Annotated in this window: 12 protein-coding genes and 1 pseudogene; 6 read left to right on the top strand and 7 right to left on the bottom strand. The window is 71.1% G+C overall.

Annotated features, from left to right (window positions below):
• Positions 1 to 711: 711 nt before the first annotated feature.
• The gene (locus ACEXOX_RS31625) at positions 712 to 1,821 is read right to left on the bottom strand and encodes an SIS domain-containing protein (RefSeq protein ID WP_406524435.1); all 1,110 of its coding nucleotides are present in this window, start codon (positions 1,819 to 1,821) and stop codon (positions 712 to 714) included.
• A 537-nt stretch (positions 1,822 to 2,358) separates the two neighbouring features.
• Between ACEXOX_RS31625 and nagB the strand changes: the two genes are divergently transcribed.
• Complete coding sequence (gene nagB, locus ACEXOX_RS31620; RefSeq protein ID WP_406524434.1) at positions 2,359 to 3,141, top strand: glucosamine-6-phosphate deaminase; 783 nt, start codon at positions 2,359 to 2,361, stop codon at positions 3,139 to 3,141.
• Between the two features lie 355 nt (positions 3,142 to 3,496).
• On the opposite strand, the gene ACEXOX_RS31615 is transcribed toward nagB, so the two are convergent.
• From ACEXOX_RS31615 to ACEXOX_RS31600, 4 genes are all read right to left on the bottom strand, one after another.
• Entirely contained in the window at positions 3,497 to 5,200 is a 1,704-nt protein-coding gene (locus ACEXOX_RS31615; protein ID WP_406524433.1) for a glycoside hydrolase family 3 protein, read from the bottom strand.
• A gap of 8 nt (positions 5,201 to 5,208) precedes the next feature.
• On the bottom strand, positions 5,209 to 6,039 hold the full coding sequence (locus ACEXOX_RS31610) for a carbohydrate ABC transporter permease (protein ID WP_406524432.1): 831 nt from the start codon (positions 6,037 to 6,039) through the stop codon (positions 5,209 to 5,211).
• Positions 6,036 to 7,019 carry a carbohydrate ABC transporter permease gene (locus tag ACEXOX_RS31605; protein WP_406524431.1) on the bottom strand — a complete coding sequence of 328 codons (984 nt, stop codon included), beginning with the start codon at positions 7,017 to 7,019 and terminating at the stop codon, positions 6,036 to 6,038. The genes ACEXOX_RS31610 and ACEXOX_RS31605 overlap by 4 nt, the downstream gene beginning before the upstream one ends.
• 211 nt (positions 7,020 to 7,230) lie before the next feature.
• Positions 7,231 to 8,463, bottom strand: a complete 1,233-nt coding sequence (locus ACEXOX_RS31600; protein ID WP_406526531.1) for an extracellular solute-binding protein — start codon at positions 8,461 to 8,463, stop codon at positions 7,231 to 7,233.
• 345 nt (positions 8,464 to 8,808) lie between these two features.
• On the opposite strand from ACEXOX_RS31600, the gene ACEXOX_RS31595 reads away from it, so the two are divergent.
• From ACEXOX_RS31595 to ACEXOX_RS31575, 5 genes and pseudogenes are all read left to right on the top strand, one after another.
• Positions 8,809 to 9,567, top strand: coding sequence for a GntR family transcriptional regulator (locus tag ACEXOX_RS31595; protein ID WP_030022135.1), 759 nt, complete (start codon positions 8,809 to 8,811; stop codon positions 9,565 to 9,567).
• A gap of 142 nt (positions 9,568 to 9,709) precedes the next feature.
• Positions 9,710 to 11,866 (top strand): carbon starvation CstA family protein, encoded by a 2,157-nt coding sequence (locus ACEXOX_RS31590; protein ID WP_406524430.1) that lies wholly within the window; start codon positions 9,710 to 9,712, stop codon positions 11,864 to 11,866.
• Positions 11,863 to 12,474: pseudogene (locus tag ACEXOX_RS31585) on the top strand (CstA-like transporter-associated (seleno)protein); the annotation flags it as partial. The gene ACEXOX_RS31590 and the pseudogene ACEXOX_RS31585, both read left to right, overlap by 4 nt.
• A 25-nt stretch (positions 12,475 to 12,499) precedes the next feature.
• On the top strand, positions 12,500 to 14,134 hold the full coding sequence (gene mctP, locus ACEXOX_RS31580) for a monocarboxylate uptake permease MctP (RefSeq protein ID WP_406524429.1): 1,635 nt from the start codon (positions 12,500 to 12,502) through the stop codon (positions 14,132 to 14,134).
• Positions 14,135 to 14,190: 56 nt separating this feature from the next.
• The gene (locus tag ACEXOX_RS31575) at positions 14,191 to 14,697 is read left to right on the top strand and encodes a GNAT family N-acetyltransferase (protein ID WP_406526530.1); all 507 of its coding nucleotides are present in this window, start codon (positions 14,191 to 14,193) and stop codon (positions 14,695 to 14,697) included.
• A 38-nt stretch (positions 14,698 to 14,735) separates the two neighbouring features.
• Here ACEXOX_RS31575 and ACEXOX_RS31570 read toward each other — a convergent pair whose 3' ends face one another.
• Positions 14,736 to 16,103: a TolB family protein gene (locus tag ACEXOX_RS31570; protein WP_406524428.1), complete on the bottom strand. Its 1,368-nt coding sequence runs from the start codon at positions 16,101 to 16,103 to the stop codon at positions 14,736 to 14,738.
• Positions 16,104 to 16,247: 144 nt separating this feature from the next.
• Positions 16,248 to 16,655 (bottom strand): TolB family protein, encoded by a 408-nt coding sequence (locus tag ACEXOX_RS31565; protein WP_406524427.1) that lies wholly within the window; start codon positions 16,653 to 16,655, stop codon positions 16,248 to 16,250.
• Positions 16,656 to 16,685: the final 30 nt, after the last annotated feature.

The following is a 16,685-nucleotide window of genomic DNA, read 5'->3' as shown; positions in this document are numbered from 1 at the left end:
CACGACACGGTCCAAGAGCCATCAGTCACGGCCTAACGGCGAGGGCTGCCCTGACGGAGGCGCTGTCCCGGTGAGGGGGCGTTGCTCTGGAGGAGGGCTCTGCTCTGGAGGGGGCTCGGGTCTAGAGGGGAGCGCTGCTCTGACGGCGGGCAGGCGGGGCCCGGGCATCGGGTGGCGGTTGGTCCCGGGGGAGAGCGCATCGGGGGCAGTCCGCAGCCCTCAGCGCCAGGCCCGTTGTTCCCAGACGGTCGATCGCTGACTGCCGCGCCTCCTCCCCGGGCGCCGTCACCGGGGCGCCCGGCACCCGGGTCCGGCCCCCGACCCCTGGCGTCCGCCCCCCGGCACCCGGTGTCCGCCCCCGGTGCCCGGCGTCCGGTGTCCGGTGTCCGGCGTCCGGCGTCCGGCGTCCGGCGTCCGGTGTCCGGCGCGCTGCGTACTGGTCGCCCGGGGGCGCATGGATCAAGCTCAAGAGGCGCTTTCGTGGGTGGGGTGGGGTAGGGGGCGGGGGGGGAGAAAGCGGGGCGGCGGAGCGGGGCGGGATCGTGCGGGGAAGAGGACAGGGTGGGGGCGGGGCGGGGGGAGAGAGCAAGGGGAACGGGGCGGAGGGGAGAAGTCGGGCAGGGGTGGGGCGGGTGGAGAAGGCGGCAGGGGTGGGGCTGAGGGGAAGGGAGGAGAGGCGGCAGGGGTGGGGTGGGGAGAGGGTGGGGCGGGTCAGTGGGTTTTTGTGACCTTGGCCAGGGAGCGGGGGGCGTCGGGGTCCTGGCCTCGGGCGAGGGTCACCTCGTAGGCGAGCATTTGGAGGGGGAGGATTTCGAGGACCGGCTGAAGTTCCTCGGCCACGCCGTCGGTCGGCAGCGCGAAGCCCGCCGCGGCCCGGTCGACCTCGGCGCGGCTGCCGATGACCACCAGGTCGGCGCCCCGGTCACGCAAGCGCTCCAGTACGGGCCGCAGCGCCTCGCCGCCCTTGCCGTCGGTGACGATCGCGATCACCGGGGAGATGTTGTCGACCATGGCGAGCGGGCCGTGCAGGAGGTCCGCGCCGGAGTAGGAGAGGGCCGGGATGTAGCTGGTCTCCATGAGCTTCAGGGCGGCTTCCTTGGCCGTCGGGTAGCCGTAACCACGCGAGGTGAGCACCATGCGCTCCGCGAAGCGGTAGCGGGCGGCGAGGGCCTTGACCTCGGCGTGGCGGGCGAGGACGGACTCGGCGAGGTCCGGCAGCGCCTTCGCGGCCAGGTCGCCCGCGGCGTGCGGGCCCGGGTGGCCCCAGCTGTCGCGCAGGCCGTCGACGAAGAGGTAGAGGGCGAGGAGTTCGGCCGTGTACGTCTTCGTGGCGGGCAGGGCGCGTTCCGGGCCGGCCAGCACGTCGACGTGGAACTCGCTGACGCCGGCGAGCGCCGATCCGGCGTTGTTGGTCACCGCGAGGGTGATGGCGCCGGCCTCGCGGGCGGCCCGGGTGGAGGTGATGAGGTCGGGTGAACCGCCGGACTGACTGACCGTGACGACCAGGCAGTCCCTGAGATCGGGCCGCGCGCCGTAGGCGGTGGTCGTGGACATGGAGGTGAGGCCACAGGGCATGCCGAGTCGCACTTCGAACAGGTACTTGGCGTAGAGGGCCGCGTTGTCCGACGTACCGCGCGCGGTGAACAGGACGAACCGCGGCCGGCGGGCTGCGACCTGCTCGGCGACGGTACGGATGCGTGACGCGCCCTCGGCGAGGATGCGGCGCAGGACGTCGGGTTGTTCGGCCATCTCGGCGGTCATGTAGCGGCCGGGCCGTTCGTCGGGGTTGTCGTGCAGCGTGCGGTTCGCCGTGCCGGACATCCTGGCTGCCTCCCGTGGTCTGCCGTGCCCGCGTATCGTTCGCGTACCGTCGTACCGTTCGCGTACCGTTGCCGCGGCGCTCGGAAGAACGCTTGTGCGCGTCGGTCGCGCATCTGTCACGTATCGCGTAACCGTGAAGTGGCCGCCGCACCCGTACTGGCCGCGATGGCCGCATCAGTCGCGATGGCCGTGGCGGCCGGAGCGGCCGCGTCGGGCGCGGAATCCGCGGCGTTCGACGCCAGTCGACCACGCGCGCCCCGGTCCCCGCCACCGCGCCCGCCGTGCCGTTCCGGCCGCGTCCGCCGCACCCCGTGGCCGCGCCCGCCGCCACCTCCGACCGGCCCCGCCGCCACCTCCGAACGGATCCGCCGCCGCCTCCGCCCGGGCCCGGTGCCGCCTCCGTCCGCCCTCCCTCCGCCCCCTCAATTGGCTCGCTGTTCAGTTGCGGGCCGTCTGATGTCTCCGGGGGTGGAGGGGCGGGCTCTGGTAGATTGGTCTATACCACACGAGTCCATTCTCCAGATCGGCAGGCAAAGCGTGGAAGTTGTCATCGTCCCGGACGCCAAGGCAGGCGGCGAGCTGATCGCGGAGGCCATCGCCGCCCTGGTGCGCCGCAAGCCCGAGGCGCTGTTGGGTGTGGCCACTGGATCGACTCCGCTGCCCGTCTACGAAGCGCTGGCGGGCACGGTCCGCAACGGTGGTGTGGACGTCTCGCGTGCCCGCATCTGCCAGCTCGACGAGTACGTCGGGCTGCCGGCCGGGCACCCCGAGTCGTACCGCTCCGTGGTGCTGCGCGAGGTCGTGGAGCCGCTGGGGCTCGGCGAGGACTCCTTCATGGGGCCCGACGGCACCGCGGAGGACGTGCAGGCGGCCTGCGAGGCGTACGACCGTGCGCTGAGCGAGGCCGGCGGCGTGGACCTCCAGCTGCTGGGCATCGGCACCGACGGGCACATCGGCTTCAACGAGCCGTGCTCCTCGCTCGCGTCCCGTACCCGCATCAAGACGCTGACGCAGCAGACCCGGGAGGACAACGCCCGGTTCTTCGACAGCCCGGACGAGGTGCCGCACCACGTCATCACCCAGGGCATCGGCACCATCCTGGAGGCCCGCCACCTGGTGCTGCTGGCCACCGGCGAGAACAAGGCGGACGCCGTCGCGCAGGCCGTCGAGGGCCCGGTCTCGGCGCTGGTGCCGGCCTCCGCGCTCCAGCTGCACCCGCACGCCACGGTCGTGGTCACCGAAGCCGCCGCGTCCAAGCTCAAGCTGGCCGACTACTTCCGCGCCACGTACGCCGCCAAGCCGGAATGGCAGGGGCTGTAGGCGGATCACGGAAGACGGAGCGCGGAAGACGCATCGCGGGAGAAGGTCGCGGAAGGCGGGACACGGACCGCCGCCGCACCCCGCACGGCGTGTCGCGGCCGGGGCACCCACCATGGGTGCCCCGGCCGCGACGCGTCTTACGCCAGGCGTCCGTCTCCGCGCCGCAAGTACGTCAGCACGCCAGCACCACGTCCGCGCGCCGGTGCCACGTCCACGCGCCACCATTACGTCCGCGCGCCGCCAGTGGCCTCCGAGCGCCGCCAGCGGCCTCCAAGCGCCACCCGTGGCCTCCGCGCGCCGGCACCGCGTGAGTTCCCGCCGGGCCGCGGCTCCCCTTCCGCGGCCCGGCGGGGGTTCAGGCCCCCGCGATGACCTCCGCGGCGGCGCGGCCGCAGACGCGGGCCGCGCCATGGGTGGCGATGTGCAGGGCACCGCGCGGCGGTGCCTGCGGCAGTCCCATCTCGACGACCACCGTGTCCGGGCGGGCGTCGAGCAGGGCGTCCAGGGCGGCCGCCATCCAGGCGTGCCGGTGGACGTCGCGTACGACGGCGACGATCCGCCGCTCACCCGCCGCCCGCAGCACCTCCGCGACCTGCGCGGACAGCCCGGACGCACCGCCACACCCAGCCGCACCAGGGTTCCCAGCCGCGCCAGGACTCCCGGCCGCGCCGGGGCTCCCAGCCGCACCAGCACCCTCAGCCCTGCCACCGTCCCCGGCAGCCTCGCCGCCGTCCCCAGCAGCTCCGCCACCGCCCCCGGCCCCACCACCGGCCGCTCCCCCGCCACTCCCGTAAGTACCGGTCTCGGTACCCGGCACCAGCCGACTCAGCTCAGCAGCGACCCCCCAAGGCGTCTCATCACCGACAGCGATGTTGGCGACGGGCGTGAACGCCGCGACATAGGCGGGCGCGGTGAGCGGTTCGTACGGGCCGTTACGGGTGATGCGCAGGGCGCGGCGGGCCGCGACGAGGCCGGCCTCGGGTGCGGGCGCGACCCCTCGCTCCCCAGGGAGGGTCCCCTGTGTCGCGCCCGCACTCCGGGTCCACCGCGCCAGGGCGCGGACCCGTGCTGCCGCGTCGGCGAGCCGCTTCTCCGACAGCTCTCCGTCGCGTACCGCCCTCACCAAGGCGTCCCGCAGCCGCAGCACGGTGGTTTCGTCGGCCAGTCCCCCGCCGACGCAGATGGCGTCCGCGCCGGCGGCGATGGCCAGGACGCTGCCCCGCTCGATGCCGTACGTCGCGGAGATGGCCCGCATTTCCATGCCGTCGGTGACGATCAGGCCGTCGAAGCCGAGGCCGCCTTCGGAGGCGGGGGCGCGCAGCAGGCCGGTGAGGACGTTGCGGCTCAGGGTGGCGGGCAGTGTGGTGTCCAGGGCCGGGAGCAGGATGTGCGCGCTCATCACGGCTTTGGTGCCCGCGGCGATGGCGGCCCGGAAGGGCACCAGTTCGCGTTCCTGGAGGGTGCGCAGTTCGGCGGCGATGTGCGGTACGTCGTGGTGGGAGTCGACGGCGGTGTCGCCGTGGCCGGGGAAGTGCTTGGCGCAGGCGGCGACGCCGGCGGACTGGAGTCCTTCGACGTACGCGGCGGTGTGCCGGGCGACCAGCCGGGGGTCGGCGCCGAAGGAGCGGACGCCGATGACCGGGTTGGACGGGTTGGAGTTGACGTCGGCGGACGGCGCCCAGTTCAGGTTGACGCCGCATTCGGCGAGGCGGCGGCCGAGTTCGCGGGCCACGTCGTGGGTGAGCCGCGTGTCGTCGACCGCGCCCAGGGCGAGGTTGCCGGGGAAGGAGGAGCCGCCGCGTACTTCGAGGCGGGTGACGTCGCCGCCCTCCTCGTCGATGGCGACGAGGATGTCGTCGCGCTCGGCCCGCAGCTGGGCGGTGAGCGCGGCGAGCTGTTCGGGTGAGGCGACGTTGCGTCCGAACAGGCCCACCGAGGCGAGGCCCTCGCCGAGCCGGCGCAGCAGCCAGTCGGGCGCCGAGGTGCCGGTGAAGCCGGGCTGGAGGACGGTGAGCGCGTCGCGGGTGAGGGTGTCGGCCGGGTGCAGGAGTGTCGTCATGGCGCGCGTCATCCCTTCACTGCGCCGGCGGTCAGTCCGCTGACCGCCTTGCGTTGCAGGAACAGGAACAGGACCAGGATCGGTACGGCGAAGATGGAGGCGGCGGCCATCGTGGCGCCCCAGTCGTCGCCGAACTGGCTCTGGAACTGCGAGAGCCACAGCGGCAGCGTGCCCTTGTCCGGTTCCTTGTTGAGAACCAGCACCAGCGGGAATTCGTTCCAGGCGGTGATGAAGCCGAACAGCGAGGTGGCCATCAGGCCGGGGGCGAGCAGCGGGAAGATGATCTTCACGAAGGCCTGCCGGCGGGTGCAGCCGTCGACCATCGCGGACTCCTCCAGTTCCTTGGGCACGGCGGCGACGTAGCCGCGCAGCGTCAGGAGGGTGAAGGGCAGCACCATGAGCATGTAGAAGAAGGTCAGCGGCACCAGGCTGTTCAGCATGTCGGCGTCGCGCACGATCATGTAGATCGAGATGACCAGGACCTCCCAGGGCGCCATCTGGGCGACCATGAAGGTCAGGATGATGCCCTTGCGGCCCTTGAAGCGCATCCGGGCGATGGCGAAGGAGCCGCACAGGGCGATCAGCAGCGAGAGTCCGACCGCCAGCACGGTGACGGTGACGGAGTTGCCCACCAGGGTCCAGAAGTTCGGCGCGTTCACGGCGGTCGTGAAGTGCTCGAAGGTGCCGTGGAACGGGAACCACACCGGGTCCTCGGTGATGATGTCGCTGTTCGGCTTGAAGGCCGTGGTGAACATCCAGTACACGGGGAAGACGAATCCGAGGGCGAGCACGATCGCCGTCGCGTTGGGCCAGATGCGGCCGAGCAGTGAGCGGTTCACAGCTCGTCCTCCTCTTGCTTCAGGGTCAGTCGCAGGTAGTACGCGGTCATGGCGAGCAGGACGACGATGGTCAGCAGCGAGATGGCCGCGCCCATGCCGAAGTGGAGGTTGCCGACGCCTTCGGTGAAGGCGTAGATCGGCAGGGTCTCGGTGAGCCGGTCCGGGCCGCCCTCGTTGATCGCGAAGATCTGCGGGAAGGCCTTGAAGACCCAGATGACCTCGAGGAACGTCGTTGCCAGGAAGAACGGCTTGAGGAAGGGGAAGGTGACGCTGGTGAAGACCTTCCAGGTGCCGGCGCCGTCCATCCGGGCCGCCTCGTACAGCTCCTTGGGGATGGTCGTGGTCGCGGCGTAGAGGTTCAGTGCCACGAACGGCAGCGACTGCCAGACGATCAGTACGGTGATGACGAAGAAGGTGGACAGCTGGCTGCCGACCCAGTCGAAGTGGGCCATGGAGTGCCAGCCCAGCGCGTCCAGGACCCAGTTGACGACGCCGTAGCGGGCGTCGAACAGCCACTGGAAGACGGTGGTGGCGGCGATGGCGGGCATCGCCCAGGTCAGGACGAGCGCGACGGACAGCGTCAGGCGCATCTTCTTGCCGAGCTTGGCCAGCAGGAGCCCGATCAGGACGCCCAGCACCATGATCAGGGTGACGTTGACGGCGGTGAAGACGACGGTGCGGAGCGTGACCCGCCAGAACTGCTCGCCCCCGAGGATCTCCGCGTAGTTGTCGAAGCCGCGCCACTCGGTGAGGTGCTGGATCAGCTGCTTCATGTTCAGGTTCTGGAACGAGATGATCAGGTTCCGCACCATGGGCCAGCCCAGGAAGACCGCGGTGGCGGCCAGGGCGGGGATCAGCAGCAGGTAGGGGGCGCTTCTGGCGGCCCGGCCGGCCTTCCGGCCGCGCCGGGGCGGCGGGGCGCCGCCCTTGCCGATCCGCGGCGCGGAGTCTCGAACCGCGTCCTCGATCTGCACTGACATGTCCCGCTCCCCATCACCTGGTCGTGCTCACGCTGGTCGGTCCCGTACGGGGGCCGGGACGGCCGGCTCCCGTACGGAACCCGTACGACTCCGTACGGACCCCCGTACGGTGGCGGCCCCCGCGGCTGGCGCCGCCGCGGGGACCGCGTTTCTGGTGCCGGGGCGTGCCGTTACGGGTCCGCGCGAACCGGACCGCGGGGCACGCCGTCGGTCACTGCTTCTGGGCCAGCCGCTTGTTGATCTCGCCTTCGACGTCCTTCGCGGCGTCCGCGGGGGCCTTGCCGTTGAGCACCGCGGTCATGTACGCCTTGATCGGGTTCGGCGTGTTCTCGACCTGGGCCCACTCGGGGATCAGCGGGGTGGTGCCGCTGGACTTGGCGGCGCCGGGCGCGGCGGCCTCGGCGGCCGGGTTGCCCTTGGCGGCGGACGCGAGGTCGGGGGACTTCGGGCTCCAGCCGACCTCCTTGACCATCTGTCCGTCGTTCTTCTTGGACAGCGCGACCTTCAGGAACTCCTTGGCGAGTTCCTGGTTCTGGCCGCCGCCGGCGACGGCGAGGTTGGAGCCGCCGAGGAAGACGCCCTCGGGCTTGTCGGCGGTCTCGCCCGGGATGGGGAAGAAGCCGATGTCGTCCTTGATGGCCGGGTCGGCCTTGACGGCGGTGGGGCCCTCGTAGCCCATGGCGATGATGGCGCCGGTCTTGCCCTTGGAGAAGATCTCGGCCTGCTGCGGGGTGGCCTCGTCCTTGTTCTTCGGGGCGGTGCTGAAGGCCTGGTACTGCTTGTAGATGTCCATGGCCTTGGAGACCTTGGGGTCACCGAGGTTGGAGACCCACTTGTCGCCTTCCTTCTTGACCAGGTCGGCGCCGGTCCCGATCGTCAGGCCGTCGAAGAAGTACCAGTTCTGGCCGGGGAGGTAGAGCGGCTCGGCCTGGGTCTTCTGCTTGATGGTGTCGAACGCCTTGAAGAGTTCGGCGCGGGTCTTGGGCAGTTCCTTGATGCCGGCCTGCGCCCAGATCTTCTTGTTGTACATCACCACGCGGTTGCCCGCGTACCAGGGGAGGGCGTACTGCTTGCCGTCGGCCATGGCGGCCTTGTTGAAGGAGTCGGTCCAGTCGGCGCCGATCTCCTTCTTCAGGTCGCCCAGGTCCGCGAGGGCGCCGGCCTTGGCGTACGCGGCGGTCTGGGTGTTGCCGATCTCGACGACGTCGGGCGGGCTGCTCTCGGAGAGGGCGGTGGTCAGCTTCTGCTGGATGCCGTTCCACTGCTGGACGCGGAACTCGACCGTGGCGCCGGTCTTCTTCTTGAAGTCCTCGGAGACCTGCTTGGTCCACTGCGCCGGGTTGGAGCCGTCCATGACCCAGACGATGAGCTTCTTGCCCTTGAAGTCCGAGGCCCCCGCCGTCTTGCTGTCGCCGGACCCACAGGCAGCGACACTCACCAACATTCCCGCGACTGCCGTCGCCGCTATGAGTCCACGCTTCATTGCGCTCTCCCCTGAAAACCGTGAGTGGTCTTTAATGGTTTAGACCAGTGCCCGCAGCTTGGCCTAGACCTTTTGGGGTGTCAAGGGTGTATAAGAGTCGCTGTCAGGTCCGTTACCGGACCGACATCTGGGGCCTGTCGCCGCTACGGCGGCGTCCGTCCGCAGGGCAGACGCTACGTTGGCGTCAGGCCCCGCGAGCGGGCACGGACCAGCAAGGGAGCATCGGGACCCCACCCGTGCCACGATGAGCCGCTACGTACGGAGGAGCCGGTGACGGCAGCGCGACAGGAGTCGGAGAGGCGGGTCATGGAGACCGACGGGGGCAGTGCGGACAACGGCGGCGGCGCGCGTACCGCCCGAGTGCCCAAGTACTACCGCCTCAAGCGCCACTTGCTGGAGATCACCGAGACGCTGCCCCCGGGCACGCCGGTCCCGCCGGAGCGGACCCTGGCGGCGGAGTTCGACACCTCCCGCACCACGGTACGCCAGGCCCTCCAGGAACTGGTCGTCGAAGGCCGGCTGGAACGCATCCAGGGCAAGGGTACGTTCGTCGCCAAACCCAAGGTCTCACAAGCCCTGCAACTTACCTCCTACACCGAGGACATGCGGGCCCAGGGCCTGGAACCGGCCTCGCAACTGCTCGACATCGGCTATGTCACGGCCGACGACCGCCTGGCCGGGCTGCTGGACATAACGGCCGGCGGCCGGGTGCTGCGCATCGAACGGCTGCGGCTGGCCAGCGGCGAGCCGATGGCCATCGAGACCACCCACCTGTCGGCGAAGCGCTTCCCCGCGCTGCGCCGCAACCTGGTGAAGTACACCTCGCTCTACACGGCGCTGTCCGAGGTCTACGACGTCCGGCCGGCCGAGGCGGAGGAGACCATCGAGACCTCGCTGGCCACACCGCGCGAGGCCGGACTGCTCGGTACGGACGTGGGCCTGCCGATGCTGATGCTCTCCCGGCACTCCCTCGACGCCGAGGGCGCGCCGGTGGAGTGGGTGCGCTCGGTCTACCGCGGCGACCGCTACAAGTTCGTGGCCCGGCTGCGGCGGCCGGCCGACTGACGGGCGCCGGGCCCGCTGCCGTACGGTCCGCCGTCCGCGGCCGTACGCGCCGGGCCCGACGCACCGCCTGCCGGGGTATGGCGCGAGCCGCCCTCCTGCCTCTACGGTCCTTCCGTCGTCGCGTCGACGGGAGGACGTACAGGTGCGCCCAGCAGGCAGACCTCGAAGTGCCGCCGATCCCCGGAAGATCGCGCTGTGGACGGCCGTGGCGCTGGCCGGCGCCGCCGGCTGGACGCTGCTCGCGCTGTCCCGCGGCGAGGAGGTCTCGGCCGCCTGGATGGTGGCCGCCGCCCTCGGCTCGTACGCCATCGGCTACCGCTTCTACGCGCGCTTCATCGCGACCCGCGTACTGAAGTTCGACCGGACCCGAGCCACACCCGCCGAGCGGCTGAACGACGGCGTGGACTTCCACCCCACCGACCGGCGGGTGCTGCTCGGGCACCACTTCGCGGCCATCGCGGGCGCCGGACCGCTGGTCGGACCGGTGCTCGCCGCCCAGATGGGATATCTGCCGGGCACCATCTGGATCATCGTCGGGGTGATCTTCGCGGGCGCCGTGCAGGACATGGTGGTGCTGTTCTTCTCCACCCGGCGCGACGGCCGGTCGCTGGGGCAGATGGCGCGCGAGGAGATCGGCGTGGTCGGCGGCGCCGCCGCGCTGCTCGCCGCCTTCGCCATCATGATCATCCTGCTGGGCGTGCTGGCGCTGATCATCGTCAACGCGCTCGCCCAGTCCCCCTGGGGCACCTTCTCCATCGGCATGACCATCCCCATCGCCCTGCTGATGGGCTTCTACCTGCGGGCCCTGCGCCCCGGCCGGGTCACCGAGGTCTCCCTGATCGGTGTCGCGCTGCTGCTGCTCGCGCTGGTCGCGGGCCGCTGGGTCGCGGACTCCTCCTGGGCCGACACCTTCACGCTGGAGCCGGGGACGCTGGTCGTCTGGCTGGTGGCGTACGGGTTCATCGCCTCCGTCCTGCCCGTGTGGACGCTGCTGGCACCGCGCGACTACCTCTCCACCTTCATGAAGATCGGCACGATCGGCCTGCTGGCGGTCGGGGTGCTGGTCACGCTGCCCAACCTGAAGATGGACGCGGTCACGGACTTCGCCGGACGCGGTGACGGCCCGGTCTTCGCCGGATCGCTCTTCCCGTTCGTCTTCATCACCATCGCGTGTGGCGCGCTCTCCGGCTTCCACGCGCTGATCTCCTCCGGCACCACGCCCAAGATGGTGCAGAAGGAGACCCAGATCCGCATGATCGGCTACGGCTCGATGCTCATGGAGTCGTTCGTCGCGGTGATGGCCCTGGTGGCCGCGTCGATCATCGATCCGGGGCTGTACTTCGCGATGAACGCCCCGGCCGGTGTCATCGGCGACACCGTGCAGTCGGCCTCACAGGCCGTCGCCCAGTTCGGATACAGCATCTCCCCCGACCAGTTGGCGGCCGTGGCCAAGGCCGTGGAGGAACACACCCTGCTGTCCCGTACGGGCGGCGCGCCCACCCTCGCCGTCGGGGTCGCGGACATCTTCTCGCAGGTCTTCGGCGGTGCCGGGATGAAGGCGTTCTGGTACCACTTCGCCATCATGTTCGAGGCGCTGTTCATCCTCACGGCGTTGGACGCGGGTACCCGGGTCGGCCGGTTCATGCTCCAGGACATGCTGGGAAACGTCTACAAGCCGTTCCGCAGGGTGGGTTGGAAGCCGGGGCTGGTGCTGTGCAGCGCGGCCGTGGTGGCGTTGTGGGGCTACTTCCTGTGGGTCGGCGTGCACGAGCCGCTCGGCGGCATCAACCAGCTGTTCCCGGTGTTCGGCATCGCCAACCAGCTCCTGGCGGCGGTCGCGTTGACCGTCTGCACGACCCTGCTGGTGAAGTCCGGCCGCCTCAAGTGGGCCTGGCTCACGGGCGTGCCGCTCGTCTGGGACGCCACCGTGACGCTCACCGCGAGCTGGCAGAAGGTCTTCTCCGACGACCCCAAAGTCGGTTTCTTCACACAGCGTTCGGTCTATCAGGACGCCATCGACGCCGGGAAGGTGCTGCCGCCCGCCAAGACCATGGACGACATGCACACGGTGGTCACCAACTCGACGGTGGACGGCGTGCTGTCGGCGGTGCTCGCCCTGCTGATCGTGGTGGTGATCGCGGACGCTGCGCGGGTGTGCGTACGGCACCTGCGCAACCCTGCGGCGACCCGGCTCAGCGAGGCTCCGTACGTGCGGTCGGCGATCGTCGCGCCCGCCGGGCTGGTGGCCTCCAAGGAGGAGAAGGCGGAGCTGGCGGCCGCGGAGCGGAGCGGGCCGTGAGCGCGGCGCCGGTCGTGGCGGCGGCCCGGCGCGGGTTGCGCTGGATCCGCTGGTACGTACGGGAATTGACCGGCGAGAGCGCGTACGAGCGGTACGTCGCGCATGTCCGGCAGCACGCCCCCGACGCGCCGGTGCCCGGCCGCCGCGAGTTCGAGCGGCGGCGGGCCGACGCGCGCGAGGGCGACCCCGCTCCGGCTTCCGCTGCTGCTGAGGCGGCGGGGCCGGCGCGCGGCGGAGACGGCGGGCGTCGTTGCCGTACCGATATGCGGACAGGTAGTGACGCGTACAACTTCCCTGGCTTAGATTTCCTGCCCATTGCACGCGTGATCACCAAGGGACCGCCAGGGAACGGAGCCACGGCCATGCCAGAGCCGTCCGAATCAGCCGGAACACCAGCGGGCAGAGCCGCCCCGGTCGTCACGCCCAGCCGCGTGACCGCCGGGCTGTGCCTGGTCGCGCCCTTCGTGGCGATGCTGTGGGTGGGCTCGTACGCCAAGGTGGAGCCGACGCTCGTCGGCATCCCGTTCTTCTACTGGTACCAGATGCTGTGGGTGCTGATCTCGACCGCGCTCACGATGATCGCCTACAAGCTGGTCCGGCGTGAGCAGCGGCTGCGCAAGGGGGTGCGTCGCGGTGAAGGACGGCGTGAACGGCGTCGCGCTCGCCGTCTTCATCTTCTTCTTCGTGGCCGTCACGGTCATGGGCTTCCTGGCGGCGCGCTGGCGCAAGGCCGCGCAGTCCGACAACCTCGACGAATGGGGCCTGGGCGGCCGCAGCTTCGGCACCTGGGTGACGTGGTTCCTGCTCGGCGGCGACCTCTACACCGCGTACACCTTCGTCGCCGTACCCGCGGCGATCTACGCGGCGGGCGCGGCCGGGTTCTTCGCGGTCCCGTACACGATCCTCGTCTACCCGCTGATCTTCACCTTCCTACCCCGGCTGTGGTCGGTGTCGCACAAGCACGGGTACGTGACCACCTCCGACTTCGTGCGCGGCCGGTTCGGCTCCAAGGGCCTGTCGCTGGCCGTGGCGATCACCGGCATCCTCGCCACGATGCCGTACATCGCGCTGCAACTCGTCGGCATCCAGGCGGTGCTGGACGTGATGGGCGTCGGCGGCGGCGAGAACACCCACTGGTTCGTCAAGGACCTGCCGCTGCTGATCGCCTTCGGCGTGCTCGCGGCGTACACCTACTCGTCCGGGCTGCGGGCGCCCGCGCTGATCGCGTTCGTCAAGGACGGGCTGATCTACCTGGTCATCATCGTCGCGATCATCTACATCCCGATCAAGCTGGGCGGCTTCGACCACATCTTCGCGGTGGCCGAGGACGCCTTCGCGCAGCCGAATCCGGCGACCGGCAAACCACGCGGCGAACTGGCGAGCGGCCCGAACGCGCAGTGGGCGTACGCGACGCTGGCCCTCGGCTCGGCGCTCGCGCTGTTCATGTACCCGCACTCGATCACCGCGACGCTGTCCTCCCGCAGCCGCAACGTGATCCGCCGCAACACCACCATCCTGCCGCTGTACTCCCTGATGCTGGGGCTGCTCGCGCTGCTCGGCTTCATGGCGGTGGCGGCCGGGATCAAGGTGCAGAACGGGCAGCTGGCGATCCCGCAGCTGTTCGAGGACATGTTCCCCGACTGGTTCACGGGCGTGGCGTTCGCCGCGATCGGCATCGGCGCCCTCGTGCCCGCCGCGATCATGTCCATCGCCGCGGCGAACCTGTTCACCCGCAACATCTACAAGGACTTCCTCAGGCCCGGCGCCACGCCCGCACAGGAGCACAAGGTGGCCAAGCTGGTGTCACTGCTGGTGAAGGTGGGTGCGCTGGTCTTCGTTCTGACGATGGACAAGACCGTAGCCATCAACTTCCAGCTGCTGGGCGGCATCTGGATACTCCAGACCATGCCGGCCCTGGTCGGCGGCCTGTTCACCCGTTGGTTCCACCGGTGGGCGCTGCTGGCCGGCTGGGCGGCCGGCATGGTCTACGGCACGCTCGCGGCGTACGGGGTGGCCGGCCCCACGCAGAAGCACTTCGGCGGCTCCAGCGCGGAGATTCCCGGCATCGGCGAGATCGGCTACATCGGGCTGACCGCGTTCGTCCTGAACGTGCTGGTCACCGTCGTCCTCACGGTGGTCCTGCGGGCCACGAAGGCCCCGGACGGCGTCGACGAGACGTCCCCGGAGGACTACACGGCGGACGTGGGCGACAAGGGCGTCCAGGCGGATCTGCCGCCGGTCACGGCCGGGGTGCCGGCGGGGCACTGAGGGGCCGGGTGCGTCGCCGGGGGCCCGTTGTCAGACCCCCGGTGCACACTGGGCTCATGGACATCACGATCAGGGCCGCGCGGCCGGAGGAGTTCGAAGCGATCGGCGAACTCCTCGTGGCGGCCTACGCGGCGGACGGACTGCTGGCGTTCGGGGCCGACGACCCGTATGCGGGCAAGCTGCGCGAGGTCGCGCGGCGGGCGGAGCACGCCGAGGTGCTGACGGCGGTCGACGCCGACGGCGCGGTGCTGGGGGTGGTGACCTTCGCCGCCCCCGGCAGCCCGTACGCCGAGATAGCCGCTCCCGACGAGGGCGAGTTCCGGATGCTGGCCGTCGCCCCCGACGGCCGCGGGCGCGGCATCGGCGAGACGCTGGTTCGCGCCTGCATGGACCGCGCCCGCTCCCTCGGCCTGTCCCGCATGGTGCTCTCCACGATGCCGCACGTCGAGAAGGCCCATCGGGTGTACGAGCGCATCGGGTTCACCCGGATACCCGAGCGGGACTGGGCACCGGTGCCGGGCGTCGAGCTGTGGGCGTTCACCTGCGACTTGGACAGGGCCTAGGGGGCCCGGGGACGGGCGGCCGGGGCCCGGGTACGGGGTTACGGCCTCACCCGCCGTACGAACACGTCCGAGACCCCGTTCGTGTCGCCCGGGACCAGGTTGGCCGCGTCGGAGTCGAAGGCGACGTGGCGGCCCGTGGCGTCGGTGGAGGCGTTGGAGGACCAGGCCTGGGCCTGGGTGCCGTCGGTGGCGACGCTGACCCGCTCGACGGTGCCGGCCCGCAGGTCGCGGACGAAGATGTCCTGGGCGCCGTTGGTGTCGCCGGGCACCAGGTCGGGGGACGAGGACTCGAAGTACAGACGGCGGTTGTCGGCGGACAGCACGCCCTGGCCGGAGGACCCGGTCAGCGGCTGCTTGCCGTCGTGGGTGAGGCTCACCTGCGCTGTCGTGCCCTTGGCGAGGTCGCGGACGAACAGGTCCGGGCGGCCCGTCGGGTGGCCGGGCACGACTTCACCGTACTGGCTGGAGAAGACCGCGTAGCGGCCGTCGGGGCTGAGCGAGGCGTTCCAGGCGCCCACCGGCTCACCGGCCGAGCTGAGGCTCGCCACGCTCGTGCGGCCGGTGTCCAGGTCGTGCAGGAAGAACGGGTAGCTGTGCGGTCTGCGCAGGTCGGCCTCCTGGCGGGCGGCCGCGGCCCGGGCCGGCTTCGGGGGCATGTTGGACGCCTTGGAGATGAAGCCGACCTTGCGGCCGTCGTAGCTGATCACCGGGTTGGCGGAGGGGCCGGCGGCCTGCTCGCCGCCGGTGACGGAGACGCTGACCCGGGTCACGGTGCCGGCCCTGCGGTCGCGGACGAAGATGTCCTGGACGCCGTTGGTGTCGCCGGGCACCAGGTCCTCGCGGCTGGAGGCGAACGCCACGTACCGGCCGTCGGCGCTGATCACCGGCATCTGGGCGCCCTGCTTGCCCTGCGGGGGCCGCCCGTCGAGGGTGACGCTCTCGGTCCGTCCGGTCCGGCGGTCGTGGACGAAGATGTCGGTGTCCGCGTTGGTGTCGCCCGGCACGAGGTTGGCCGCGTCGGAGGCGAAGGCGACGTACCGCCCGTCGGCGCTGATCGAAGGGGTGGACGACCAGGAGTCGGCCTGGGTGCCGTCACTCGCCATGTTGACACGCTGGACGGCGCCCGCCCGCAGGTCCTTCACGAAGACGTCCGGCTGCCCGTTGGTGTCACCGGGCACCAGGTCGCTCGCGTCGGAGGCGAAGGCGACGTACCGGCCGTCGGCGCTGATCGCCGAGCCGGACGAGCCGCCGTTGGCCTGCGCCCCCTCGGCGGTGACGCTGGCCCGCTCGGTGCCGGACGGCGGCGGGGTCCGGGCGCCGGCCGTCGTCGCGGGCAGCAGCGCGGCGAGCGCGCACACGCCCGTCACGGCGGCGATTCTTCGCGCGGTGGTGCGGGTGGTCCTCATGGTGGGTTCCCCTCCTGGTCGGTACGCCGATGTCCGGGTTCGGTACGCCGATGTCCGGGTGGTGCCGATGCGCCGTACGCCGGTTCCGGCCGAGCGCCCCGGCCTCGGTACGTCGGTGCGTCGGTACGTCGGTGCGTCGGTACGTCAGTGCTCCAGCCGCCGGACGAACACATCGCCCGTCGCGTTCGTGTCCCCGGGCACCAGCCCCTCGTCGCGCGAGTCGAAGGCCGCCAGCCGTCCGGTGGCATCGGGTGCCGCGGTGTTCGTCCAGGACGCCGACTGGCCGCCGTCCGCGCCGACGTTGATCCGCTCGACCCGCCCGGTGCGCAGGTCGCGGACGAAGCCGTCCACCTGGCCGTTGGTGTCGCCGGGCACCAGGTTGGTGGCCGCCGAGGTGAAGAAGAGCCGCCGGTTGTCGGCGCTGAGCCGCCCGCCGGAGGACCAGCCGTCGCCCTGGGCGCCGTCGTGCGCGCGGGACAGCAGCCGGGTGGTGCCGCGCTCCAGGTCGCGGGCGAAGAGGTCGTACGTGCCGTTGGTGTCGCCCGGCACCACGTCGGCGGCCAGGGCGGAGAAGACCGCGTA

Origin of the sequence: Streptomyces sp. Ac-502, from assembly GCF_045222935.1 — a bacterium.
Classification (GTDB): Bacteria; Actinomycetota; Actinomycetes; order Streptomycetales; family Streptomycetaceae; genus Streptomyces; species Streptomyces monomycini.
This window is presented reverse-complemented; position numbering and strand designations above follow the sequence as displayed.

Excerpts from the sequence above, each read along its gene's own strand:
- ACEXOX_RS31600 (WP_406526531.1), bottom strand. The coding sequence starts at position 8,463 with ATGTTGGTGAGTGTCGCTGCCTGTGGGTCCGGCGACAGCAAGACGGCG.
- ACEXOX_RS31595 (WP_030022135.1), top strand. The coding sequence starts at position 8,809 with ATGGAGACCGACGGGGGCAGTGCGGACAACGGCGGCGGCGCGCGTACC.
- ACEXOX_RS31625 (WP_406524435.1), bottom strand. The coding sequence starts at position 1,821 with ATGTCCGGCACGGCGAACCGCACGCTGCACGACAACCCCGACGAACGG.
- ACEXOX_RS31605 (WP_406524431.1), bottom strand. The coding sequence starts at position 7,019 with ATGTCAGTGCAGATCGAGGACGCGGTTCGAGACTCCGCGCCGCGGATC.
- ACEXOX_RS31570 (WP_406524428.1), bottom strand. The coding sequence starts at position 16,103 with ATGAGGACCACCCGCACCACCGCGCGAAGAATCGCCGCCGTGACGGGC.
- ACEXOX_RS31615 (WP_406524433.1), bottom strand. The coding sequence starts at position 5,200 with ATGACGACACTCCTGCACCCGGCCGACACCCTCACCCGCGACGCGCTC.
- ACEXOX_RS31575 (WP_406526530.1), top strand. The coding sequence starts at position 14,191 with ATGGACATCACGATCAGGGCCGCGCGGCCGGAGGAGTTCGAAGCGATC.